Here is a 24,604-nt window from a genome sequence, read left to right on the forward strand (position 1 = left end):
CTATTTATTCCACTTATACCCCACACCTCTAACTGTTTGAATATACTCTGGTTCAGAAGGTCTATCCTCCAATTTCCCTCTAATTCTCCTTATATAAACTGATAAAGTGTTATCATCAACAAATTCACCTGATTGATCCCAAAGCTTATCCAGTATAACTGTTCTAGTTAGTACTTGATTGGAATTGTTGATAAAAATTTTCACCAGCCTCCATTCAATTGGCGTCAATTCAATTTTTTCCCCATGTTTGGATATACTGCCTTTTATAAGGTCAACTTCTAAGGAGCCAAACTTTACAGAGGTAGACTCGTCTTCAGATTTTCTTCGAAGGACCGCCTTAATCCTTGACACCAATTCCCGTACCCTAAAAGGTTTCGCAATATAATCATCTCCACCTATATCTAAACCCAAAACAACATTAACTTCCTCATCACAGGCAGTTAAAAATATAATCGGTATAGATGATTTTCCCCTTATTTCTTTGCAGTAATCGTACCCACTTCCATCAGGAAGCATAACATCTAGCAAGATAAGGTCAAAGCACTCTTCATCAAAAGCTTTACGAGCTTCAGCAAGATCGGAAGCTATGTACACTTGGAACATTTCGCGTTCTAAGGCGTGTCGAATGCCTTCAGCTAATGTGGTGTCATCCTCTACTAATAGTACGTTACTCATTTTAATCCCCCCATATAAAACCTTAGGCGTTCTATAGATATTGCCCGGACGCCTAGTGAAAGCCATTCTAAAAAAGACTCTTAATCTCTCTAAGAGACATGTGCGTAAAGTTTTAAATTTGACCATCATTATAGTCATTATATAGTAATGGCAAATAAATTAAAAGACACCCAATAAAAGATAACAGGTTATAATATGTATACCTTTACGACGATTTTAGAGTCATTCAGTGATGTATGCACTATAAAAAATATCCCCAACGACTTATCCGTTGGGGATATTTTTTATAGGTGTTTTAGCATTTCTCTAACTAAAGCTAATGAATTGTTTGCTGCCTGTTGAACGAATTTGGGGAAATCAACATCTGCAGTACCATCAGCTTTGTCTGACATAGCCCTTATTATTACAAAAGAAACATCATTTAAATAACTAGCCTGAGCAACTGCCGCTCCCTCCATCTCTACACAATGACCACTAAACTTATCAGCTAGATGAAGAGCTCTTTGTTTATCTGCTATAAATTCATCTCCCGACAGTATTCTACCAGAAACTATCTGTGGAAAGTTTTCTATATTTTTTGCGCTTTTTAGCGCCAACTTTACCAAAGCATCATCAGCGGCAAATTCTTTTTTGTTTAGTCTTGGAACTGTTCCAGCCTCATATCCAAAAGCACCAACATTAAGATCGTGTTGGATACAGTCTGTGGATACAACTACATCTAAAACATTTAAATTTGCAGACAATGCTCCTGCTACACCAGTAAAAATAATGTTATCCACACCAAAATCATCTATCAAAATTTGTGTACAAATGGCAGCATTAACTTTTCCTATCCCACAATGTACTAATATTATCTTTTTGTTATCTATCTCACCCTTATAAAAGGTTAATCCAGCCTTTTGATTTTTATCAACATCATCCATAGCCTCTCTAAATAATGCTATTTCCTCTTCCATAGCTCCCATAACTGCTAACATGTGCATCTTCCCCCTAAACTACCTTTTTTTCTTTTAGCATGCTTCCAATCTCGTGGGATACTTTCCAAATATCACCGGCTCCCATGGTTATAACTAAATCCCCTGGCTTAATTTTTGTCCGAAGTTCATTGATAATATCTGCGTTTGTTCCTATATATTTAGCATTGGTTCCTGTTCTGTTGATTTTTTCCGCTAATCCTTCAGAAGAAACTCCTTGTATAGGTTCTTCTCCAGCAGTATATATATCAGCAATTATTACTTCATCAGCGTTTTCAAAGGATGATGCAAACTCATCGTAAAAATAGTAAGTTCTTGAATATCGCTGTGGTTGAAATATAGCCACTAATCTTCGATGGTTAATTTCCTTAGCTGCCTGCAAAGTAGCTTTGATTTCTGTAGGATGATGAGCATAATCATCAACAATAAAGTAATTTCTATCTCTGTGGATAATTTGAAATCTTCTTTTTGCTCCTCCAAACCCTTTAAACACTTTACTTATTATAGAGAAGTTTACTCCAACTTCTAAAGCTACAACTGCTGAAGATATAGCATTTAATATGTTATGCAAGCCAGGGACGCTAAGTTCAATTTTCCCTAGTTTTTTACCTCTATGATAAAGGTCAAAAAAAGAGCCTTTATCCTTGTATTCAATATTCTGTGGATAATAGTCATTTTCTTCAGCTAGCCCGTATGTTATGAGTTTTTTTTCTGTCCCTGACGTTACTTCGCGAATGTACTGATCATCTCCAAAAATGATAGCTTTACCATCAGAAGCTAGGTTATTTAAAAAATCCTTATATGTGCTCAAAAGTTTGCTAAAATCACCATCATAATGCTCTAAATGATCAGCTTCTATATTAGTTATAACCGCTATTTCTGGCCTATACCTTAAAAAAGAATGGTCACTTTCACATGCTTCTGCCACAACTATTCCACTTTCACCTAAACGAGCATTACCTTTAAACTCCCCTAACTCACCACCTATTAAAGCTGTAGGGTCTTTATCACCTTTTTCTAATAAAAATGAAATCATAGAAGTTGTACTGGTCTTACCATGGGCACCAGCAACAGCAATTCCTTGACCGCTATTTAAAATCATCGCTAACACTTCTGAGCGATGATAAAGTGGCAGTTTCCTATTTTTAGCTTCTATTAGTTCTGGATTGCTATCGGGAATAGCAGTAGAATAAATAACCACATCAGCCAGTTCTACCTGCTCTGATTTATGGCCGATAAAAACTTTTGCCCCTTTATCTAACAAACTTTCTACCAGCTTAGATTTGTTTAAATCGGAACCAGTAACATCATACCCTTTATCAATAAGTATGCTGGCTATAGCACTCATGCCATAGCCTCCTATTCCTATAAGATGTATCTTGCGTTGTCCTCGCTCAAACATTTTTGTCTCACCTTCTTTTTTTATTAAGCAGTAGAACTTTCATCTATTTCTTCAACTGCTTCATCTTCTTCATAAGCAAACTTGCGTCTTATAAATGGATATAATCCACAAGCAATTCCAATTAAGATAATTGAAGTAATCTGTGCTCCAGTAACCAGCCCAAAATAAGTGGGGTTTACACGTAAAAATTCTATAAAGAAACGTCCTGCGTTGTAGATAATAAGATAGCTTAAAAACGCTTGACCTCCAAAAGTTCGCCTTGGTCGCTGCCATAAAATAAACCCATAAATCCCAAGACCTAGTACAACAGAGTATAGTTGAGCGGGATGATAAGCTGTTGTACCAAATTCCGTAAAAGAAACGCCGATAAAACTATCAGTTTCTATCCCATGACAACATCCATTTAAAAAGCATCCAACTCTACCAAAAGCATATGCTACTGGTATCAAAAGTGCAGCTAAATCTGCTGTTTCCACAACCGATACTTTTTTAGCCTTTAAATATATAATAACCGCTATCGTTCCTAATATTAGTCCTCCATGAAAAACTAATCCACCCTGGTTTAAAGCAAATACGTCCAGCGGATTTTTCACATAATGGCTAAAATCATAAACAAGCACATAATAAAGCCTTGCTCCAATTATTCCAAAAATCATGGCTAGCAAAGCAATATCTAAAGTCTCATTTGGTTCCATATTTATTTCGTGCGCCCTTCTTCTTAACCCCAAAATAACCGCTACAAATCCCATAGCAATCATAAAACCATAGCTATGAACCGTAATTGGTCCCAGCTCCAACAATACTGGATACATTTTATAATCCCCCTTTTCCCTTTAAAAGTTTTTTATCTAGACAATAAACCCTCAAACTGTCTGATAATTCCCAATTACATCTTAACCTTTATATATTACATTGTCAATTGGAACCAGTACCAAACACACCTTCGGTTATCCACACTATACACAGGTTTATCCACAGAACACACAACGGTTTATAGAGGTTTTTCTATAAATCGTCCACATTTTCCACAGCACTCGACAAAAAAAACTCCACTTTTTGTCCACAGTAGACGAAACCTGTATTTTCTGCTGTTCACAATATTATCCACAATATCCACAGTTTTGTTCCTAGTTTTATACACATTATTTTTTGTAAACATTATCTAAGGTCATTGTACTAAATGCATTCAAATCTAAAGGAGCAAAGTCTTGGGCAATAAATTGATAATAGGCCACAGCCCCTATCATCGCAGCATTATCTGTGCAATATTTTAAGGGTGGGTAGTAGAGATTTAAGTTATTTTTAATTGTCCTTTCTTTCATTAAGCTCCTTAATGAACTGTTAGCAGACACTCCTCCAGCCATCATCACATGTTTAACATTTTTTTGCTTAGCACATTCTATTGTCTTATCCACAAGCACTTCAACGACTGCCTGTTGGAAGGAAGCACAAACATCCTCAATTTTAACTTGAAGCCCTTTTTGTTTTTGATTATGTAAATAGTTAATTACTGCAGATTTAAGACCGCTGAAACTAAAATCAAGACTTCCTTTTTCTAAATAAACTCTAGGAAAACCTAAATTATCTTCTCCACTATTAGCCATTTTATCCACAATAGGTCCCCCTGGATAACCTAACTTCAGCGAACGGGCAATTTTATCAAAGGCTTCTCCCGCTGCATCATCTCTTGTTTGTCCTAAAACTTGAAACTCAAGGTGGTTCTCCATATATATAAGATCGGTATGTCCTCCAGATACAATCAAAGTTACTGATGGAAAGTTAATTTCATTCTCCAAAAAATTAGCATATATATGACCCGACAGATGATTTACTGCTATCAAAGGCTTGCCTAAAGCAAAAGCTAGTGCTTTAGCAACAGAAACCCCTACCAGAAGTGCGCCTATTAAGCCAGGACCATTTGTCACTGCAACGGCATCTATGTCGTCTAAAGTAAGGCTAGCTCCTTTTAAAGCCTTTTCTATTAAAGGTATAATACCTTCCATGTGGTAGCGTGATGCCACCTCTGGAACTACACCTCCAAACTCTTTATGAATATCTATTTGAGATAAAACTTCATTTATCAAAACATCCCGTCCATTTTCCACTACCGCCACAGCAGTTTCATCACAGGAAGTTTCGATAGCTAATATTTTTACTGACATTGCCTTCACCTCTTTATAATTCTGTCAACCACATCAACAAAGCATCTTCATTATTATCCGTATAATAAGCTTTCCTTACTCCCATAACCTCAAACCCAGCACCTTTGTAAAGCTTTTGTGCCCCTTTATTTGAAGCACGCACCTCTAGCGTTACTGAAGATACTCCTTTGGCTCTACACAACTCTAACAAAGCTGCAATCATTTTTTTTGCTAAACCCTTACGTCTATAACTTGGCAATACTGCAACATTGGTTATATGACACTCATCTAAAATAAACCAACCCCCAATAAATCCTATAGGTTTTTGATTATGTAATACCACAAAGTAATTAGCTAGATGATTCTCGTTAATTTCTTTTTCAAAAGCATCTCTACTCCATGGATTTGGGAAAACCGCCTTTTCTATGTCAACAACAGCAGATATATGCCTATCCTCCATTGGAGTTATAGTATATTGTCCCATATAAACACTTCCTAACTCTTACTCGCTAATAGCTTACGTTGAGCTTCAGCTAAACGAAGGTATTCAACATTTAAGTTTGATATATTATCTTCTCCCTTATCTTTAAAGTAATTATAAGCTAAAAATCCAACACTGCTAGCCCTGGGAGTTAAGTTTTGAGGTAAAACATAAAAACCTTTTTCTCCAAGCTCATTTTGTATCTGGCTATCAAAACTCTCTAAGTAATCACCTAAAAAAACAGCTTTTTTTTCTAAGTATAGTATTTTATCCAGTAGCTCTTCTAACTTTATGCTCTGAGGTGCCAATTTTTCAGTATATAAATCTTGTTCATAGCTATAAATAGCTCCATAAACTTGATTTCTTCTAGCATTAAATATGGGAACAACCAAATTTTCAAAAACGTTGCTGCTATAGGCTAAAGCCTTTAAACTACAAATTCCCACTATAGGTATGTTCAAACCGAAGGCTAATCCTTTAGCTGTAGCCATTCCTATCCTCAAACCCGTAAAAGAACCTGGTCCCTTAGCTACTCCAATTAAATCTATATCTTTTAAGGTGATATTTAGGTTTTCAAGCAAAGAATGTATGCAAGGCAACAGCTTTTGTGAATGGGTTGATTTGGTATTTATAACCTGCTGACCCAACAACTTTTCTTCATCTGTTACTGCCACACTACACGTTAAAGTAGATGTATCAATACTCAAAGTTAACAAGTTACAACAACTCCTTAGCTATATTTCTTTCTTTAGTATTGCAGTCAAAGTAAATTTTACGATTCTTTTCCCCTACTTTTTCTAAAAAAACAGAAATATAGTCTATTTCATCTTCTTTTAGGACTTCTTTAACCCTATCTCCCCATTCTAAAACTAAAACTCCATCGCATTGTAAATATTCTTCAAAACCCAAGTCATAAATTTCTTCTATATCCTGTAGTCGATATAAGTCAAAATGATATAAAGACATCTTGCCTTTATACTCCAACACATATGTAAAAGTAGGGCTTTTCACATAATCTTCTATATCTAATCCCAATGCTATTCCTTTCGTAAAAGCTGTCTTTCCAGCTCCTAAGTCTCCTGATAACAAAATAACATCTCCACTTTTTAGCAATGTTGCTAATCGCTTTCCGAGCTCAATAGTCTCTTCCGGACTGTTAGTACATATATAATTCATAGCTTATCTCCTTTTTTCCCCCATATATATTAAATAAATTATATCCTCTTATAGCCGTTTTTTCAAACCCTACCTACAAGGGTTTGAAAATTTCTTTATTATTACATTGAAAAACTCTTTACTTTTTTCTAAAAATAATCTAAATTTAGAGGTGATGACAAAATTAAGGAGGGATTATAGTGGCAAATCCGTTTAAAATCATTAAAAACAACAAGTCGTCACAGCAGAAGTTAGAGAGTAAGAAGAAGGTCTCTGATTCTGCTATTTCTATGGAAACTTTTGTGTTTTTGTTTATTCTAATTGGATTTTTTGGATACCTAGCAAGTGAAATGGGATTAGGAATAATGTTTACGGTTTTTATGGAAACAGCCCATGCACTACTTATTGACACTGTTTTTTTGATTATGGCAATTGCTGTTTTAGCCGGCGCATTATCAGCACTTCTTTCTGAGTTTGGAGTTGTAGAACTGATTAACAAAATAATTTCACCTATTATGAAGCCTTTGTATGGAATGCCCGGCGCCGCTTCTATTGGAGGAGTTACTACCTATCTCTCTGACAACCCAGCTATTATCTCATTAGCAAAGGATAAGAAATTCATTAAGTATTTTTATAAATATCAAGTGCCCGCTCTTTGCAACTTAGGAACTGCCTTCGGAATGGGCCTGGTTCTTACAACTTATATGATTAGCTTTGGAAATGAGTTTATCGCTCCTGCCATCATAGGAAATATCGGAGCACTGATTGGCTCTGTTGTTAGTGTTAGAATTATGTTGACCTTTACACAAAAGTATTATGATGCAGATTACGAAGATATCGAGAAAAAAGAATTTAACGAGAACTTTGAAGAAGCTATTGATGATACAGAAGATATCGACTTTATCCCTGACAATCCTCCTAAAACTGATAATTACTTTGAGAGAGTATTAAATTCCATTTTAGAGGGGGGTAAGAATGGAGTAGAGATGGGCCTTGGCATTATTCCTGGTGTTCTAATTATCTGCACCATCGTAATGATCCTCACCTTTGGTCCTGCTGGTATGGAAGATGGCGTAGCTGTATATAAGGGAGAGGCTTTTGAGGGAGTAGCGCTTCTTCCAAAGCTGGGTAGTTATATCCACCCGATTTTGCAGCCTCTTTTTGGTTTTGAAAACGTTGAAGCCATAGCTTTCCCTATTGTTTCTTTAGGCGCAGTAGGGGCAGCCATGGGACTTATACAAAATTTTTTGGAAAATAACCTTATAACTCCCAACGATATAGCAGTGTTTACTGCCATGGGTATGTGCTGGAGTGGCTATTTAAGCACCCACGTAGGTATGATGGATGTATTAAATTTAAGAAAACTCTCTAGTAAAGCTATAATAAGTCATACTTTTGGTGGATTAGCTGCAGGAATCTCAGCCAACTATTTATACAAGCTATTTGAGTTGATATTTTTATAAAATCATAAAAGTAAAAAGGACAGTCTCAGCCACAGGAGTATTCCTGGTTTGAGACTGTCCTTTCTTTTTTACCCTAACAAGTTCACACTGAATTTTAAAGGTAAGTAATTTTGGAAATACATTTATTTTTTCCTGTATTAAAAATCCACAAAATCTCCTTTATTAAATACATCAATTTCCTCCCCATCTTCCTTTACTCCGATAATATCCAAATCTTCTGTTCCTACCATAAAATCTACATGGGTTAAAGAATCATTAGCCCCTGCCTTTTCAAGCTCATCTTTACTCATTTCATCACCATCTTTTACACAACCTGTATATGCTTTTCCTAAAGCAAAGTGACAGGACGCATTTTCATCAAACAGAGTGTTATAAAATAAAATATTCTGATTAGAGATTGGTGAATCATAGGGTACTAGGGCAACTTCCCCCAGCCTTTTTGCTCCTTCATCAGTATCTAATAGTTCTTTTAAGGATTCCTCTCCTTTTTCCGCCGAGTAGTTTACTACTAAACCGTCTTTAAATGTTAAGGAGAACTTATCAATGAGGTTGCCGTTATAATTTAAAGGTATTGAGCTCACAACTTTCCCATTCACTCCATCCAATTTTGGCATGGTGAAAACTTCTTCGGTAGGCATATTGGCAATAAAGTCATATCCTCCCGGAGCTTTTGAACCTCCCCCAACCCATACATGTTCTTTAGGAAGCTCTACCACAACATCTGTTCCTAAACTATTTTTAAATTTTAAAGACTTAAATTTATTTTCATTTAGAAATTGCAATCTACTATTCAAGTTGTTCTGGTGTTCTATCCATGCTTCAACCGGGTTTTCCTGATCAGCACGCACCGCAGCAAATATTGCATCCCATAGCTTTTCTACAGCTTTTTCAACACTAACATTTGGGAATACTTTTTTCGCCCACGCCTCAGTCGGTATAGAAGCCACACACCAAACATTTTTATTACTCATAAGTCGAGTCCTATATGCTTCAAGGGCTATACTGCCAGCTTTATTTTGCCTGCTTATCTTTTTAGGATTAACATCCTTCATTAACTCAGGATCTGAAGCAGCTATGCTTAAAAAAGCAGCACCTTTTTCAGCATACTCATTTAATTGTTGTTTAGCCCAATCTGGAAACTCATCAAACACTTCATCATTGGCCATCTCATACCTTATTTTAGTTGATTTCTCATCGCTCCATCTAATAAAAACATCCCTAGCACCTGCTTCATAAGCTTTAACAGAAATTGTCCTAGCAAAATCAGCACATTCTATAGGCGAATTTATAACTAGGATCTGATTTTCCTGAATATTAGTACCAACTCTTACTAAAAGCTCCGCGTACTTCTCAATATTCTTTAACACAAAAATTCCTCCTTTTATTGTAAATAAACTTCCTAAATAGTATTTTACTATAACCTGGCAAAAGTTTCATGGTTTTAACAAAGTTTTAAAATTTCAATCTGCTTTAAATCTCTCGTTCTTTGCAAACCTTACATGATAAATGATATGACAGTATGCCAGATAATAATACCACCACAATAACAAGTGTAGCAAAAACCACTTTATTATCCGTTAAATATTTACTTAATAGTACTGCTCCCCCATCAGTTAACATCCTTTCTGTTAACATAGGTAACATAAAGGTTATCATGGCAGGCATAGTAAAAAGTACTATTTTGGCTTTTTCCAATCCAAATTTATAAAACAAAGGATATTGTATAAAGCAGATAATAGAAGCAACAGCGCCTGTAAAAATTACTATCAAAGTTTCGGGAGGAGTTATAAGCCCATTACCTTTTAGATATAACACCGCCCCCGCCGCTAAAACCCACACTAACCCTAATATACTAGAAAGGTATAAATACCTCCCTAAGACCATATCCTTAACCTTGGCAGGAAGAATAACAAAAAGAGTTTGCCCCTTTTTGTTTACTTCTGCGTCAAAAGGAGTTTGAGCTATAAATACCAAAATAAAATACAAATATCCAACTGCAAATACACTTGATTCCCTAAATAACAAAAAGATAAATACCGCGGGAAACAATAAGAAATATTTAGCTGTTCCTTTAATCAATCTATAGTCTAATTGCAAATACTTTGTACCATTCAAATTATATTTCTCCTCCCGTTTTTATATGATAAATCAAAATCTCTTCAAGGGTAGGATGTTCTAAAAATAAACTATCCTTAATCTTTTCACTCTCTACTGTGCTAATTAAACCCTCGAATCCTATTTGTGTAGCTTTATAACCTATAAGACTCTCTTTTAAAGTAGTTGTAAGTTCATCCAACCCCCCTTTTACCATTTTATAATTTGTCATTACATTATCTTTTAGATCGTTTATTTTTATCTCTCCTTGATGAATAAAGCAAATATAGTCAGCAACTTTCTCTAAGTCAGTCATTATATGAGTTGAAACTAAAACACTCTTACGACCACAAGCAATATATTCCTGTAATTCTTCCAAAATTTCCGATCTAACAACTGGATCTAACCCACTTGTAGGTTCATCTAAAATTAGCAACTCAGACTTCCTTGAAAGAACACTGGCAAACATCAATTTTACTTTCATACCTTTAGAGAAACTTTTAATAGTTTTGTTTTTGGGTAGGCTCCATTTCTTCAAGTAACCATAAAATTTTTCTTTATCAAACTCTTTATAGAAACTTTCTAAAGTATTTACGACCTCTCTAATAGTAAAACTATCTGGAAAATAACAAGTGTCAGCAACATAACCAATGCTGTTTTTATAGGCTACTTCATCTTCACAAAACTTTCTGCCACATACCAAAATCTCGCCCCTATCTCGTTTTAATTGTTCCATAATTAGTTTGATAGTAGTGGTCCTGTTATTTTAAGAGCCTCCATCATTCCACTCCTTTAAGATATTTTTGTATATCACCATCAACTCTTGTTCAGATATCTTTGCTAACCTTGCATTTTCTATTGCCAATATAAATCCCTCTTCAATCTTTTTGAAATACTGTTCTCTTATCAGTTCATTGTCTTTAGGTAAAACTACAGTTCCTTTCCCCTGTATCGTAGTTATAAAACCCTCTGCTTCTAAGTCAGAATAAGCCCTTGTAGTAGTAATTACGCTAATTCCTAAATCCTTAGCTAATTGCCTTATTGATGGTAAATACTCATTTTCTTTGATTTCATCAGCTAAAATTTGCTCTTTGATTTGTATTTTTATTTGTTGATAAATTGGTTGCTCTGATTTGTTTGAAATAATAACTTTCATTAAATAACACCCCTTATAGTGTATATATAACAATATATACACTATAAGGGGTGTTTGCAACAATAATAATTTTTTTTAATACTTTCTTAATATTTTCACGATCTACATACCTTTATCATCTATTCTTTCAATCTTCATATCCTTAACAACTCCGTCTACAACAGAATCTACCTTTAATTTTAAATTTCCAACGGTGAATTCCTTACCTTCTTTTATTTGGTTGTCATATTTTTCATCCTCTAAGTAGTGAACCAAATCCTCTATATTTTGTGGTTGTTCTAATTTTGTTCTCTGTTTATTTTGTGTTTTTTTTATAAAAGTTAACTGTTTTTCATCTAAAAGATATTTTTTAATAGCAAATACTATTGCTATTGCCGCTGTAGCAATTAACAATTCCAACATCGTTTCGCTATATACTAGCATTTTTCTCGCTATAGCAAACAAAACTAACTCCAACACGCTAGTCGGTGAATGAGTTAACAACATTAGCACTAATTCAATCCCAATAACTAATAATAACGCTATACTTAAAAAGTTTTGCAAAACCTCGTAAATGTTAGTAGTATCACTTTGGGGAATTATTGTGAGATATCTCACAACAGAAGTTAGAGCAATGGTTACCCCCAGTAAAATCAACAGCGCCAGCACTACCTCTATTCCAGTTGCATAGCGTAAAAGTCCTTTTTTTATCCTTTCCATAAAATCATCTCCCACTAAGCTTATTTTCCCCTCCGTTATAAAAACAATTGTTTGTTTAAAAAAGACTGACTCAATGAGAGACAGTCTTATAACGCTATTTTCCACTTCAAAATACTTAACTTAAACTTTAATAAATTCCTCTACATTTAAAACAAAAACAGTAGCTCCTCCAATGGTCATTTCTATAGGCATACCCTCTCCCGGCTGTTTTTTGCTCAAAATAGATGGAGTGTTTACTTTTTTTCTATGCTTACAGTTAGCATCAATTATATCTAAAACTTTAGAGACTTCTTTTTCCTCCACACCAATAAAAACTGTCGAATTCCCTTCTTTTAAGAAGCCTCCACTGCTTGACAACAATGTTACTGGATAACCCTTGTCCATCAAATTATTACGTAGATTTGCGAAGTCCCTACTTTCTAAAATAGCAACTACAAGTTTCACAAATATACCTCCTATTTTGTTATTTTACAAAACCCTGTAAACTATTTAATTAGTGCATTTACAGGACATATTCTCCATAAGATTATATTTCCCCTTCTAGGCTTTAGTACTTTTTATTCTGAAATAGTACTATTGATACATGAATAAATAAGCAAAAACACCACACATTGTGATGTTTACTTTTCAACACTATCTTTAGATTGTACACCTTTAGCTTTTAGATATTTAAGAAGGTTTAAATCCATCACTGATTTAATTTTTTCTTCGGCAAAAAATGTTTTCCCCTCTATATATTTATTTAATATTTTAAGACATGCACCTATCATACTCCCTAATATAACAGCAGAAACCAAAGTTCCGATGTGAAGACCTTCTATCGCTCTAAAAAAAATTAAACTAAAGGAAAATGATAAAGAAAAAATCGTTAAATCAAAGCCTGTTTTAAACTTTGATATAGTTATATCTTTTTCTAAGCTTATTTCCTTTACAAAAGTATCGAATGGAAGAATAGGGTAATTACTTTTAATAAAGGAAGCAACTCCTATTGATATAACTATGGAACCTAGAATAAATAAAGCCAATCTATTAACAAAGCTCTCAGCATTGATAGGCTCTAATAAAAACGTAAATATATCTATAGCCGTTCCAAATAAAAAGGCTACTATAAAAGACATCAAGTACTTTACCGTCAATCTTTTTACAATAATCACCAAAAGGGCTAGAACTAAGCCATGGATTATATAGTTCCACATTCCAAAACTTATAGCTGTAAACTGTAGGCTTATTACATATGGCAGGGAAGTAGCAACAGATACTCCCAAGTCAGATTTTATTACTAAAACCACACCAAGGCTTAAACATACAAGTCCAAGTGTAAAAATAAACAAATTATTGACCTTTAATTTATTCATAAAGACCTCCTTTTTAAACCAACAAAGTTCCCTTTATTTAAGTTCTATACAGATTATTATATTTCCTTTATATTCAACTTACCAATAAAGTAAAACTCCAATAAAACGAGGCCTTTGTTCACCGCCGATATTAGTTAACTTTGTGCCCTCAAAAATTAGCTTGCCTTCTTTTATGAAGGGTGAGGAGAACTACACAAACCATAAAAACTACAACTATAGAACAAGACCCTTTGTTGAGGGCCTTGGGATCATCTTTATTATTTTTCCATATCTTTTTGCGTATAATAGGCAATGCCGATAGAACCTGGCCCCACATGCACACCTATAACAGGTCCTATAGGACATATAGGTAAAGTTTTCCCTATCATTTCTTTTATTTTGTTAGAAAGCTCTAGGGCTTCATTCTCACAATTTATATGATGGATAATGCCATCACCAAACCCAAATTTTTTTTCATCATCCATAAATATCTCAACAATTTTACCAACTGCTTTTTTCTTACTTCTAACTTTAGTTATAACATCTGTTTTACCATCATTAACAGTTAATATAGGTTTTATATTTAGAAAGGATCCTAAAAGAGCTTGAGCTGCTCCAATTCTTCCCCCTTTTTTTAAATATTCTAATGTTTCTGGTGTAAAAACAAATCTGCTTCTACTCATATTTTGTTTTACAAGCTCAACAGTTTGCTGAATTGTTTCCCCCTCAGCAGCAGCTTTTGCCGCAGTGATAGCTGCAAACCCTAGTTGCATACAATTTGTTCTTGAATCAATAAGCTCTATTTTCGCATCAGGGTAGTTTTTAAGTATCATATCTTTTACCATATTAGCTGTGCTATATGTGCCACTCATTTCGGAGGAAAGGAAAACTCCTACAATTTCATTGTCCTCTTTAATAATTTCTTCGAATGTTTCATACATACCATCTACGGATGGCTGTGAAGACTTAGGTATTTCACTAGCATTACCAAGTTTATTATAAAACTCTTCATTAGTTATAGTTCCTTCTTTGTATACTTCACCATCCCCAAAAACAACACTTAAAGGGACCACCTTTATGTCATACCTATTTGCTATATCTTCTGATATATATGAAGTGCTATCGACAACTACTTTAACAGACAATTTAAGACCTCCCCATTATATACACTAATTTTTTTAATATATTTATATTAACACTTATTGTGAAATTAGTAAACAATAACTAAAACACCACTATAAAGCATCGCTTATGTAGTGGTGTTTTCATGGTTATTTGATTTTCCAATCATTGCTTTTAATTTTCTCTTTTCTCGCTAAGTTTTTATTATAAAAATAAACCCAAGCTTTAACAGACCTGTCCTCATTTTTAAGGTTAACACTCTTAATTAACCTTAAATAAAGGCTATCCTCAGTTTTATCATACCCCTCTAGTTTATCAACATCTTTTAAAACTTCATTATAGTCTTTTTCGTTGATATGCACTAGTTCCCCATGAATAGTACCATCACCTTCAATTATACCTGGCATATCACCTAAGTGGTACATAACAGCATTATTTAATGTTGCCATCTGTCTTTTTTTTATTTTACCTTCTATTAGTCTATGATTTACTTCGCCTTGTCTAAGTGTTCCATATGTGAATATGGGCAAATATCTTTCCTGCATAACTGCCTCCTCTAAGCTGTTTAAAAAGTTTTAACTAGAATATTTTACCTTCAGTAACCTCTATATCTTTTTCTACAGTAACCGCTGTTCTAATAGCTAATGTCAACCCTGTTACAATGTCATCCAAAGCCATACTAGGAACATTAGGTTTGTTGGTAACTTGTGATGGTATATAAGGGACATGGATAAACCCTCCACGTTTGGCAAGGTCATTTTTATTTATATAGTGCAATAAACCATACATTATATGGTTACAAACAAAAGTACCGGCTGTATTTGACACAGATGCGGGAATTCCTCCCTCTCTAATTTTTCTTGCCATCGCCTTTATAGGGAGGTTAGAAAAGTATGCCGATTCTCCCTTCTCTGCAATCTTTTTATCTATAGGCTGATTATTCTCATTATCAGGTATCCTTGCATCATCAAGATTAATTGCAACCCTTTCGATTGTTATATCAAACCTGCCACCAGCCTGACCCACACAAATAACTATATCAGGAGCTGATAATTCAATTTTCTGTATCAATTCTTCCACCGATTTATGAAAAACAGTTGGAATTTCGATTTTTTCGATTTTCGCCCCTTCTATCTCATCAGGCAAGCGTTTAACTGCCTCCCACGAAGGGTTAATCTCATCTTTACCGAAAGGATCAAAGCCTGTTATTATTACTCTTTTCATAAAAATATAACCCCCTACTAAATTTTAAAATGCCCAAACCAGCATTAACACAATATGAATTAACAACAGTAATATAGCTACAGGTAATTGCTTCTTAATTACTTTATATTTATCGTCAATCTCTAAGATTGCCACCGGCACAATGTTAAAATTAGCAGCCATTGGCGTCAGTAATGTTCCACAAAAACCTGCTGTCATACCCAGCGCACCCACTACAATAGGGTCAGCACCTAAATCCAACACAAATGGCACCCCGATACCTGCTGTAATAACAGCAAATGCTGCAAAAGCATTTCCCATAATCATTGTAAATATCGCCATTCCTAGGCAATATGCAACAACACCAAAAATAACACTACCCTCAGGGACTACAGTATAAACTCCTTGAGAAATTACTTCCCCTACTTCTGCTTCATTAAAAACTGAGCCCAGTGCAGCTAAAACCTGTGGCAAAATACTAACAGCACCTATTAGCTGCAGCAGACGGCTTCCTTCGTAACTAAATTCTTTAGGTTTTGCTTTAGTCAAAAATGCAGAAATAATAGTAGCCGCTATAGCACCTATACCTAACCCAACTAAGCCATCTAAGGGGGTAAACTGCGCTATTGCAAAGGCAAATAAAGCTATAGAAACAGCTGGTATAAATAAGGTGTTTCCTATTCTTTTTGCATTTTTTTCCTTAAAATCTTCAGATGATTCTTCCATATTACCGAAACTAACTTGTTTAGTACTAGTTAGAATACCTAGTATTACTACCAAAATACCGACTACAACCGGTGGCAAGAATCCTCCTAATATAAAGGTTGCAGCAACTATTAACCAAAATAACCCTGTACCCAATCTAGCTTTATTATTTTCATCAACAAATGCCGTATGAGCTGTAATTAAAGCGACAAAGCCACATAAAAAATAAAGAATTTCTAATAAGATTGCATCCATTATCTATCCCCTCCTTTATTTTTCTCTAACTTCCGGTCTAGCATTAAACATTGGACAACTCCAATAATAGTTGCAATTACAGCTATAGGGATAGAAGCTGCGGCTATTTCTATTGCACTAACATCATAACCCAAATCTTGTAGCGTTCCTACAATAAGTAAAGTTCCACCTGAAGCGACAAAAACGTTTTGACCATAAAAATTTCCATAGTTTTCAACTGCACCACTTAACCCTTTTATTTCTTGATTACTATAATTACTAAGGTTAGTGTACTTTTTCCTAGCAGCACCTTCTGCCATAGGCAATATAAGGGGCCTTACAAATTGGGGATGTCCACCCACTCTCACTGAAAAAGCTGATGCTATCGTTCTAAACACTGTATATATTGCAAGCACCTTCCCAGTAGTAACACCTCTGATTTTACTCATAAGATGAGCAGCTCTTTGTCTTAAACCATAGCGTTCTAACACACCAATAGCTGGTAATGTTACTAAAAACACTGACATATACCTATTTTCCACAAAAGCAGTTCCTAAAATCTCTAATATTTCAACAATGCTAATGCCAGCTACTAATCCTGTTACAACCCCTGCTGCAATAACTACTCCTAAAACGTCTAATCTAAAATAAAAACCTAAAACAATGATTACGACACCAATTAGTCTGAGCAAAAAAGATCCCTCCTCTAATTTTGTTTGTTTACAATGATATCTAATTAATTATTAAATTTCTGTTAACTAGACTACATTTGTAACATCTTCGTAAAAAATATAATATTTAGCTCCGGGGAATGAATTCCCCTCTACGGGGGGAGGGGATGTTTTTCTTATATGTCTCATTTAGCCCGGGAAACGGAGTTATCCATGCATATAGATTTATGCTACATACCACCACCGTAGCAGGTAATTCATTGCCTGCGGTATTGGAGTCTTTGATACAACTTCTAAAACATATCAACCTCACATATCTCTTTGCGCAACGGGGAATGAATTCCCCTCTACGGGGGGATGTTTTTCTTATCTATCTCATTAGCCCGGAAAAGGAGTTATCCATGCATATAGATTTATCCTACATACCACCACCGTAGCAGGTAATTCATTGCCTGCGGTATTAGAGTCTTTGATACGACTTCTAAAACATATCAACCTCCACATATCCCTTTGCGCAACGGGGAATGAATTCCCCTCTACTACAGTGGGGATATTTTCTTATCTATCTCATTAGCCCGGAAAACGGAGTTATCCATGCATATAGATTTATCCTACATACCACCACCGTAGCAGGCAATTCATTGTCTGCGGTATTGGAGTCTTTGATACGACTTCTAAAACATATCAACCTCACATATCCCTTTGCGCAACGGGGAATGAATTCCCCTCTACGGGGGGATGTTTTTCTTATCTATCTCATTAGCCCGGGAAACGGAGTTATCCATGCATATTGACTTATGCTACATACCACCACCGTAGCAGGTAATTCATTGCCTGCGGTATTGGAGCCTTTGATACGATTTCTCAAAACATATCAGCCTCACATATCCCTTTGCGCAACGGGGAATGAATTCCCCTCTACGGGGGGATGTTTTTCTTATCTATCTCATTAGCCCGGGAAACGGAGTTATCCATGCATATAAGTTTATCCTGCATACCACCACCGTAGCAGGTAATTCATTGCCTGCGGTATTGGAGCCTTTAATACGACTTTCAAAACATATCAGCCTAACAGATTTCTTTGCGAAACGGAAAATGAATTCCCCTCTACAAGTTTTTACATTCACCTAGGGCGGGACAATTTTTCTTTGCACTTTTTTACTCTCCTCTTAAACCAAAGAATGAACTAACTAGATAATCATTCTGCAAACATTTCTTTTTCTCCACTTATAACAAATAAAAAAGCCTTGACGGCTTTTTTATTTGTTTATATCTTTCCTCTTTTTTCATCTAATTTTTTTAAATCTGTGATAATTATCTTTTTCCCACGACTTTCTATGATACCCTCCGCTTTTAACTGATTTATTTCATTAGTGACAGTCACCCTTGAGCATCCTATCAAATCAGCTAGCCTTTGATGGGTTAGGGTAGAACCTATTATTCTTTCTCCTGACTTCTCTATCCCATCTTGTATATATATACGGAAAATAGTATCAGCTAACTTTTCCGTTGCTGTGCTAAAGGCCATATTTGTCATTTGGTACCTTATTATTCTATACTTTCTAACTACACTATGCATAAAGTACTTATGTGCTTTTGGATTGTCATTTAGGTATTTATCTAAGAATTCATAATCTAAAAACGAAACTTTAGAATCCTCTATGTTAGTTACATAAAACACCTCATCACCGTTCCCAAAATAATTTATTTCTCCAAACACTTCTCCTGGGGCTAATAAGTATAGTATCTTTTCCCCTCCATCGTTACTATAAAATGATTTCTGTACATTTCCTTCCACCACTATACAAAATTTTTTAGGGACAAACTCTATAATCTCTCCTCTTTTGTAATCCTTTATAGAGCCTTTTTGACTTAGATCCAGAAAAAAATTCCTCATTAATTCTTGTTTTTTCTTATCAAATAATTTTCTATAATCATTTTCCATCACTTTGCCCCCAATATGCCTTATTATGTAATTAACTTTTCTACTCTTATTTTATCAATAAACTATATTAAACTCCATCAATGAAAGAACATTTTACTAAAGCTCAAAACTTCCACAGTTTACTACTCTGCAGTGTTAGCTGACTTTATGCTTATCTTAAATGAAGAAAGAGTAAATTTGACCTGGTATTTACCTACTGTACACCCAATACTTTTAACTTTCAAGTTTTTACCGTCTCTACATTAATATTTCTTATTCTAAGTTAACATTTATTCGTAATAGCTAGTCTAAACATGATAAAAATTGCTTATTGAGCAAAAAAAGCTGCCTTACTTAATTATCAGGCAGCTCTTATAAAAATAATTAAAATTTTCTATGAAAATCTATCTCCTCTACATCAAAAACTCTTAAGGAGGACTGTGTATCTGGCTCTAATGCTAGTTTTCCATATTTGTCTACTTCCCTTTTATCCTTAGGTCCATGACTTAAAGAAGCAGCTCCGCCAATACAGCCACCCTTACAAGCCATTCCTTCAATAAATGTGTTGTCACAACGGTTGAATTTAAGTTTTTTTAGGGTCTTATCACATTCATCTATTCCATCACAACTTATGGGATTAAAAGGAACTTCAAGCTCTTTTTCCTTAATAATATTCTTAACTGCCTCTGTAAGCCCCCCAGAACGAGCAAATATCCTCCCATAAAAAGAAGCATTATCCAATAACCCTTCTTCTAGCTTTTGTAATTCAATCCCCTGTGAATCAATCATAGCTGCCAATTCTTCAAAGGTTAACACAAAATCTGTATCACCTTTAAGGTCCGGCTGCTGTATCTCCATTTTTTTAGCTGTACAAGGGCCAATAAACACCACTTTTCCATCTGGGTCTAAATTCTTTATAAGCCTCGAAACTGCTATCATAGGTGAAACCATGGTGGATATATTATCTTTAAGCTGTGGATATTCATTTAAAATGTATTGAACAAAGGAAGGACAACAGGAGCTGGTAATAGTATCTTTAGCTTCAATGTTTTCTGCATATTCTTCCGTTTCCTTAACAGCTACCATATCAGCACCTAAAGCCACCTCAATTACGTCATGAAACCCTAACTTCTTTATACCCGTTACTACTTGCCCAATACTTGCATACGTAAACTGACTGGAAATAGCCGGTGCCATAATTGCATAAACTTTATTTTTGCCATCGGCTTTTTTTAATAACTTAATAACATCAGTTATATAGGACTTATCCATTATTGCCCCAAAGGGACATTGATATACACAGGCCCCACATTGAATACATTTTTCATCATCAATTACAGCTTTTTTTTCTTCGTTAATACTCAGCGCTCCCACATTACATGCCCTCTTACATGGCCTCATCACGTCAACAATAGCATTGTAAGGACATACATCCTTGCATTTGCCACATTCTATACACTTCTGCCCATCTATTTTAGCCCGATGGTGGACAAACTCTATGGCTCCTACTGGACAAGCAGAAATACAACGATGGGCTAGGCATCCCCTACATGCTTCTGTCACAACATAGCGAGTTGCAAAACATTCATCACATGCTTCATCTATTACTTCAATATTGTTGTTATTTTCTGCACTCCCTCCCAAAGCAAGCTTTATTCTTTCTAAAGTAACAACCCTTTCTTTGTGAATACAGCATCTAATCCTAGGTTCTGGACCTGGATCAATTACTTTAGGAATATTGGTAAGTTTCCTCTCTAGCTCCCCCATAAAAGCAGCTTTAGAAACTTCTTTAAGCACCTCATACTTCATCTCTTGAACTTTATTTTCAAATTTTCTCATTTTACCCCTTCCTCTCCAGTTTAACTATGCTGCCCTTTATAAAACTTGTTTTTCTAAAAACTCTTCTACTTTTTCTTCTGTTAGAGAGTGTACAGGACCATCATCAATTTTTACTGATACAGCTTTTGTACATTCCCCCAGGCAAAAAGCTGCTTTAAGCTCTACTTTATCCTCCAACTTCTTATCCTCTAGTAATTTTTCAAACTTATTAATTACTCCATAAGCTCCTTTTAAGTGACATGCACTTCCAATACACACATTTATGGTTTTCATCAATATTCCCCCATTCCTTTTTAATAATAATCGCTTGTAATACTACACAAGCACTTGGTAAAACAGCATTATTTATAAATAATTTAAAAGTCCCCCAAATACCTAGGGTAATATCATTTTTGAGTTACCGATTTTAATAATATTCAATAGAAACTTTTTTCCCCATACTTTCTAGCTGTTTAACTATATTTTTAATAACTTGAATTTTTATACCTAAGTTAGGCAAATCAGGGTTTTGATGGGCTGGATTAATCGCCTGACCCACATAAAAATTAACATGAGTGCAATCTTCTATAAATATCTTTGTTAACAACGAAGCTCCATCTTTAGACTTTAAATTCCAAGCTGACTCTTTTAAATGAGTATCAACCAGGTATTCTTCCATATTGCTCAATACTTTGGTTAATGTGAGTACCCCTTCGGTAACTAAATCTAAACCTTCTATTTTTGCTATTGGGGGCACATCTTCTGTCCCAGTCTTAAAGTCAACATTTATCTTTTCACCAGTTTCTCTACTTATAATGTTAGCTGCAGTTCCTCCACAAACTATTTTTTTCCCTTTAGATTGTAAAAACTTCTGTACCAGTTCGCAGTCATCTTTTTTATTTTTCGGAGGGCCAGAAAAAACTTGCAAAATTTCAGGTTGCCGCATTTTAATCACAACTGCTGATGTATCATCTCCTGGCTCTTGATTATATAAAAAGTTTGAAGTATCTATAAGCCTTTTGGATATTACCTTAGCACATTTTTCAATCTTTGATTGCTTAATTACATACTCAGCTACATTTTCCCATTTCCACCCTAAGTTGAGCACTCCCCCTACTCCTGCATGTATAGCACCATCACTTACAAGTATCAAAGTATCCCCTTTTTTTAACTGAGTCTCACTTTCTATAATTTTTTTATCGTGTATTACTCTCTCTTTTTTACTTAATTCAACTAGTCTACCGTTTCTGATAAAGAAAATCGGCGGGTTGTCGTATTCAACAATATGCGCCTTACCCGTTTTAGAAATCTTTAAAATCGCAAAAGTTGAATAGGCTAGTTTTCGCACACTGCAAACCGGTAATGTGCTGGCGATAGTTTCTATGGTCTCATAAATGCTAGCTCCCCCTTTTAGCATAGTGCCCGCTATTTTGGTAGTCATAGTAGCTAAAATATTCGCCTTTACTCCGCTTCCCAAACCATCAGCTAATATAATTATTGTGTTATCTTCATTTTCTATAATTTCAACATTATCGCCGCACAACTCCTCATTTTTTTTATTTATGCTGTCATAAGCATAGTCCAAAAAGAAATCCATCTATTCATCCCCCCGCTCCTCAACAACTATATCTTTTAACTTTGTTAAAGCAACTTTTGTTTCTGCTGTAGTTTCACCTAAAAGACCAGCAATTTCTTGTGCAACTCGCATTTGTTTATCAATAACACTTTGAGCAACATTTAACGTATTTTCTTTTACCCTAATTAGCTCTTCTTTATTTTTTTCAGCGGAAGTTACATCTGTCATTATAGTCATTAGTATTCTTTCTTCCTTGAGATATATAATATTGGCTATTAATATAACGCCATATTGAGAGTACTCTATCTTTTTCCCAATAAGATTAGTTTTTGTTTGCACAACCTCTTTAAATATGCTTTCATCTATTACGTTGCCAATTCTCTGCCCTTTTATCTTATCAGCCTTTATATTAAACGTTATTTCTGAAGAAGGATTGAATTCTTTTACTATTAAATCAAAATCAACCATAAAAATAGCGTTTGGACTATGGTCAAAAATAACATTTTTTAGACTCTCTGCTTTAGAACGCATGAAAGGCAAACACATGTTGACATGTGAACTCCCCCTTAAAATTGACTCTGCCAGTTCTCTGCATGTACCATAACCACAAGCGTTACAATTTAACTCATCCTCCACTTTGTTTTTACCCATACTCTTTAGTACACCCTCAACTTGTTCATTAGAGTATTCATGCTGCTCAACCTTTTTAGCCGATTCTTTTTTATTAATATTAATTTCTCCAGCAAATTCACTTTGTTGATTTTCTTGACTACAACTGCTATTAGTAATATAATCCTTAACCCGCTTTTTTCTAACATGATAACTTGTCGCATCTTTAGGCATACCCGTTCCATCAATACACCCTCCAGAGCAAGATAACATCTCCAAAAAAAGGCCCTCTAACTCTCCTTTTTTTATACTCTCCAATATTTCTTTACAGCGCTCTACACCAGTCACAACAAGTTTTTCATACTCTTTATTTTTCTCTTTTGATAACTTAATCCTACAAGCTATTAATTTCCCTTTGTCCTTCCCCTTGCCATCAAAGTCCATGGGATCAACTTTGGACAAATCTATGGATCGTTCTTCAAACCACTTCTTTAACTCCACAAAGGTAAGAACAGAGTCTATTACCCCTGTATACTGCTCCTCTTTTGCCTCTACCTTTTTTGCAATGCATGGCCCAATAAACACAACATACACATCTTCACCATATTTCTTGCGTATCATTTTCCCATGGGCAATCATAGGTGATACTACAGGAATCATATATTCTTTTAATTCGGGATAGTACTTTTCAACCAAGTAGTTGGTAGCAGGACAACTTGTCGAAATCAAGTTTTTTCGTTCAGATTCTTTTGTATATTTTTCATATTCATTTATTACAATATCAGCACCAACTGCTGTTTCTTCTACTGCATAAAAACCTAGCTCTTTTAAAGCAGCAACAATTTGTTTTCCTTCATTTAAAGAAAAGGCACCAGGAAAAGAGGGAGCTAAACTTGCTATAACCTTTTTATCAGATGATAATGCTTTTTGTACTTCTTTTACTTTATCCTTAATATATAAACCCTCTCGGTCGCAAGCAACATAGCATTCACCACATGATATACAGCGAATTTCATCGTTTTCTTGTCGATTCCCAAAAACAGATATTGCTTTTGGTTCACATACCCGAATACATTTATAACAATTAACACATTTATCTTCAGAAAAACTTATAAATTTCATCCTCTCACCCCTTTGTTATTTTTTTCGCATACTAAGTATATTATAA

At 34.9% G+C, this 24,604-nt stretch carries 26 protein-coding genes; 1 reads left to right on the plus strand and 25 read right to left on the minus strand.

Going from position 1 to position 24,604, the window contains the following annotated elements; all coding sequences use genetic code 11:
• From PRVXT_RS13335 to tsaE, 8 genes are all read right to left on the minus strand, one after another.
• Positions 1-675 carry a response regulator transcription factor gene (locus PRVXT_RS13335; RefSeq protein ID WP_350343356.1) on the minus strand — a complete coding sequence of 225 codons (675 nt, stop codon included), beginning with the start codon at positions 673-675 and terminating at the stop codon, positions 1-3.
• 284 nt (positions 676-959) lie between these two features.
• Positions 960-1,652, minus strand: coding sequence for a 5'-methylthioadenosine/adenosylhomocysteine nucleosidase (locus PRVXT_RS13340; RefSeq protein ID WP_350343357.1), 693 nt, complete (start codon positions 1,650-1,652; stop codon positions 960-962).
• A gap of 13 nt (positions 1,653-1,665) precedes the next feature.
• Positions 1,666-3,051 (minus strand): UDP-N-acetylmuramate--L-alanine ligase, encoded by a 1,386-nt coding sequence (gene murC / locus PRVXT_RS13345; RefSeq protein ID WP_350343358.1) that lies wholly within the window; start codon positions 3,049-3,051, stop codon positions 1,666-1,668.
• Positions 3,052-3,074: 23 nt separating this feature from the next.
• Positions 3,075-3,863: a prolipoprotein diacylglyceryl transferase gene (gene lgt, locus PRVXT_RS13350; RefSeq protein WP_350343359.1), complete on the minus strand. Its 789-nt coding sequence runs from the start codon at positions 3,861-3,863 to the stop codon at positions 3,075-3,077.
• A gap of 330 nt (positions 3,864-4,193) precedes the next feature.
• Positions 4,194-5,213 (minus strand): tRNA (adenosine(37)-N6)-threonylcarbamoyltransferase complex transferase subunit TsaD, encoded by a 1,020-nt coding sequence (tsaD, locus tag PRVXT_RS13355; protein WP_350343360.1) that lies wholly within the window; start codon positions 5,211-5,213, stop codon positions 4,194-4,196.
• Positions 5,214-5,226: 13 nt separating this feature from the next.
• Positions 5,227-5,676, minus strand: coding sequence for a ribosomal protein S18-alanine N-acetyltransferase (gene rimI, locus PRVXT_RS13360; protein WP_350343361.1), 450 nt, complete (start codon positions 5,674-5,676; stop codon positions 5,227-5,229).
• An 11-nt stretch (positions 5,677-5,687) separates the two neighbouring features.
• The gene (gene tsaB, locus PRVXT_RS13365; RefSeq protein WP_350343362.1) at positions 5,688-6,389 is read right to left on the minus strand and encodes a tRNA (adenosine(37)-N6)-threonylcarbamoyltransferase complex dimerization subunit type 1 TsaB; all 702 of its coding nucleotides are present in this window, start codon (positions 6,387-6,389) and stop codon (positions 5,688-5,690) included.
• Position 6,390: 1 nt separating this feature from the next.
• Positions 6,391-6,849 (minus strand): tRNA (adenosine(37)-N6)-threonylcarbamoyltransferase complex ATPase subunit type 1 TsaE, encoded by a 459-nt coding sequence (tsaE, locus tag PRVXT_RS13370; protein ID WP_350343363.1) that lies wholly within the window; start codon positions 6,847-6,849, stop codon positions 6,391-6,393.
• A gap of 179 nt (positions 6,850-7,028) precedes the next feature.
• Here tsaE and PRVXT_RS13375 point away from each other — a divergent pair, with 179 nt between their 5' ends.
• Complete coding sequence (locus PRVXT_RS13375) at positions 7,029-8,291, plus strand: CD0519/CD1768 family membrane protein (RefSeq protein ID WP_434064297.1); 1,263 nt, start codon at positions 7,029-7,031, stop codon at positions 8,289-8,291.
• A gap of 137 nt (positions 8,292-8,428) precedes the next feature.
• On the opposite strand, the gene PRVXT_RS13380 is transcribed toward PRVXT_RS13375, so the two are convergent.
• From PRVXT_RS13380 to PRVXT_RS13460, 17 genes are all read right to left on the minus strand, one after another.
• Positions 8,429-9,658, minus strand: coding sequence for an aminopeptidase (locus PRVXT_RS13380; RefSeq protein ID WP_350343364.1), 1,230 nt, complete (start codon positions 9,656-9,658; stop codon positions 8,429-8,431).
• A 103-nt stretch (positions 9,659-9,761) separates the two neighbouring features.
• Positions 9,762-10,406 carry an ABC-2 transporter permease gene (locus PRVXT_RS13385; protein WP_350343365.1) on the minus strand — a complete coding sequence of 215 codons (645 nt, stop codon included), beginning with the start codon at positions 10,404-10,406 and terminating at the stop codon, positions 9,762-9,764.
• 1 nt (position 10,407) lies between these two features.
• Entirely contained in the window at positions 10,408-11,133 is a 726-nt protein-coding gene (locus tag PRVXT_RS13390) for an ABC transporter ATP-binding protein (protein WP_350345171.1), read from the minus strand.
• An 18-nt stretch (positions 11,134-11,151) separates the two neighbouring features.
• Positions 11,152-11,541 carry a GntR family transcriptional regulator gene (locus tag PRVXT_RS13395; RefSeq protein WP_350343366.1) on the minus strand — a complete coding sequence of 130 codons (390 nt, stop codon included), beginning with the start codon at positions 11,539-11,541 and terminating at the stop codon, positions 11,152-11,154.
• Positions 11,542-11,643: 102 nt separating this feature from the next.
• Positions 11,644-12,240 (minus strand): hypothetical protein, encoded by a 597-nt coding sequence (locus PRVXT_RS13400; protein WP_350343367.1) that lies wholly within the window; start codon positions 12,238-12,240, stop codon positions 11,644-11,646.
• Between the two features lie 120 nt (positions 12,241-12,360).
• Positions 12,361-12,684, minus strand: a complete 324-nt coding sequence (locus tag PRVXT_RS13405) for a cyclic-di-AMP receptor (RefSeq protein WP_350343368.1) — start codon at positions 12,682-12,684, stop codon at positions 12,361-12,363.
• Between the two features lie 176 nt (positions 12,685-12,860).
• Complete coding sequence (locus tag PRVXT_RS13410; protein ID WP_350343369.1) at positions 12,861-13,595, minus strand: YczE/YyaS/YitT family protein; 735 nt, start codon at positions 13,593-13,595, stop codon at positions 12,861-12,863.
• A gap of 257 nt (positions 13,596-13,852) precedes the next feature.
• Complete coding sequence (locus tag PRVXT_RS13415) at positions 13,853-14,719, minus strand: DegV family protein (protein WP_350343370.1); 867 nt, start codon at positions 14,717-14,719, stop codon at positions 13,853-13,855.
• Positions 14,720-14,845: 126 nt separating this feature from the next.
• Positions 14,846-15,241 (minus strand): gamma-glutamylcyclotransferase family protein, encoded by a 396-nt coding sequence (locus tag PRVXT_RS13420; RefSeq protein WP_350343371.1) that lies wholly within the window; start codon positions 15,239-15,241, stop codon positions 14,846-14,848.
• Positions 15,242-15,275: 34 nt separating this feature from the next.
• On the minus strand, positions 15,276-15,920 hold the full coding sequence (gene pcp, locus PRVXT_RS13425) for a pyroglutamyl-peptidase I (RefSeq protein ID WP_350343372.1): 645 nt from the start codon (positions 15,918-15,920) through the stop codon (positions 15,276-15,278).
• 24 nt (positions 15,921-15,944) lie between these two features.
• On the minus strand, positions 15,945-16,859 hold the full coding sequence (locus PRVXT_RS13430) for a DUF979 domain-containing protein (RefSeq protein ID WP_350343373.1): 915 nt from the start codon (positions 16,857-16,859) through the stop codon (positions 15,945-15,947).
• Positions 16,859-17,530, minus strand: a complete 672-nt coding sequence (locus PRVXT_RS13435) for a DUF969 domain-containing protein (RefSeq protein ID WP_350343374.1) — start codon at positions 17,528-17,530, stop codon at positions 16,859-16,861. Before PRVXT_RS13435 ends, PRVXT_RS13430 begins: the two co-directional genes overlap by 1 nt.
• A 1,246-nt stretch (positions 17,531-18,776) precedes the next feature.
• On the minus strand, positions 18,777-19,454 hold the full coding sequence (locus PRVXT_RS13440) for a Crp/Fnr family transcriptional regulator (protein WP_350343375.1): 678 nt from the start codon (positions 19,452-19,454) through the stop codon (positions 18,777-18,779).
• Positions 19,455-19,817: 363 nt separating this feature from the next.
• Complete coding sequence (locus tag PRVXT_RS13445; RefSeq protein WP_350343376.1) at positions 19,818-21,272, minus strand: 4Fe-4S dicluster domain-containing protein; 1,455 nt, start codon at positions 21,270-21,272, stop codon at positions 19,818-19,820.
• A 36-nt stretch (positions 21,273-21,308) separates the two neighbouring features.
• Positions 21,309-21,545 (minus strand): (2Fe-2S) ferredoxin domain-containing protein, encoded by a 237-nt coding sequence (locus tag PRVXT_RS13450; RefSeq protein ID WP_350343377.1) that lies wholly within the window; start codon positions 21,543-21,545, stop codon positions 21,309-21,311.
• Positions 21,546-21,678: 133 nt separating this feature from the next.
• Positions 21,679-22,848, minus strand: coding sequence for a SpoIIE family protein phosphatase (locus PRVXT_RS13455; protein ID WP_350343378.1), 1,170 nt, complete (start codon positions 22,846-22,848; stop codon positions 21,679-21,681).
• Positions 22,849-24,558 carry a [Fe-Fe] hydrogenase large subunit C-terminal domain-containing protein gene (locus tag PRVXT_RS13460; RefSeq protein ID WP_350343379.1) on the minus strand — a complete coding sequence of 570 codons (1,710 nt, stop codon included), beginning with the start codon at positions 24,556-24,558 and terminating at the stop codon, positions 22,849-22,851.
• Between the last annotated feature and the right edge of the window lie 46 nt (positions 24,559-24,604).

Source organism: Proteinivorax tanatarense, from assembly GCF_040267685.1.
In the GTDB taxonomy this organism is placed as follows: Bacteria; Bacillota; Proteinivoracia; order Proteinivoracales; family Proteinivoracaceae; genus Proteinivorax; species Proteinivorax tanatarense.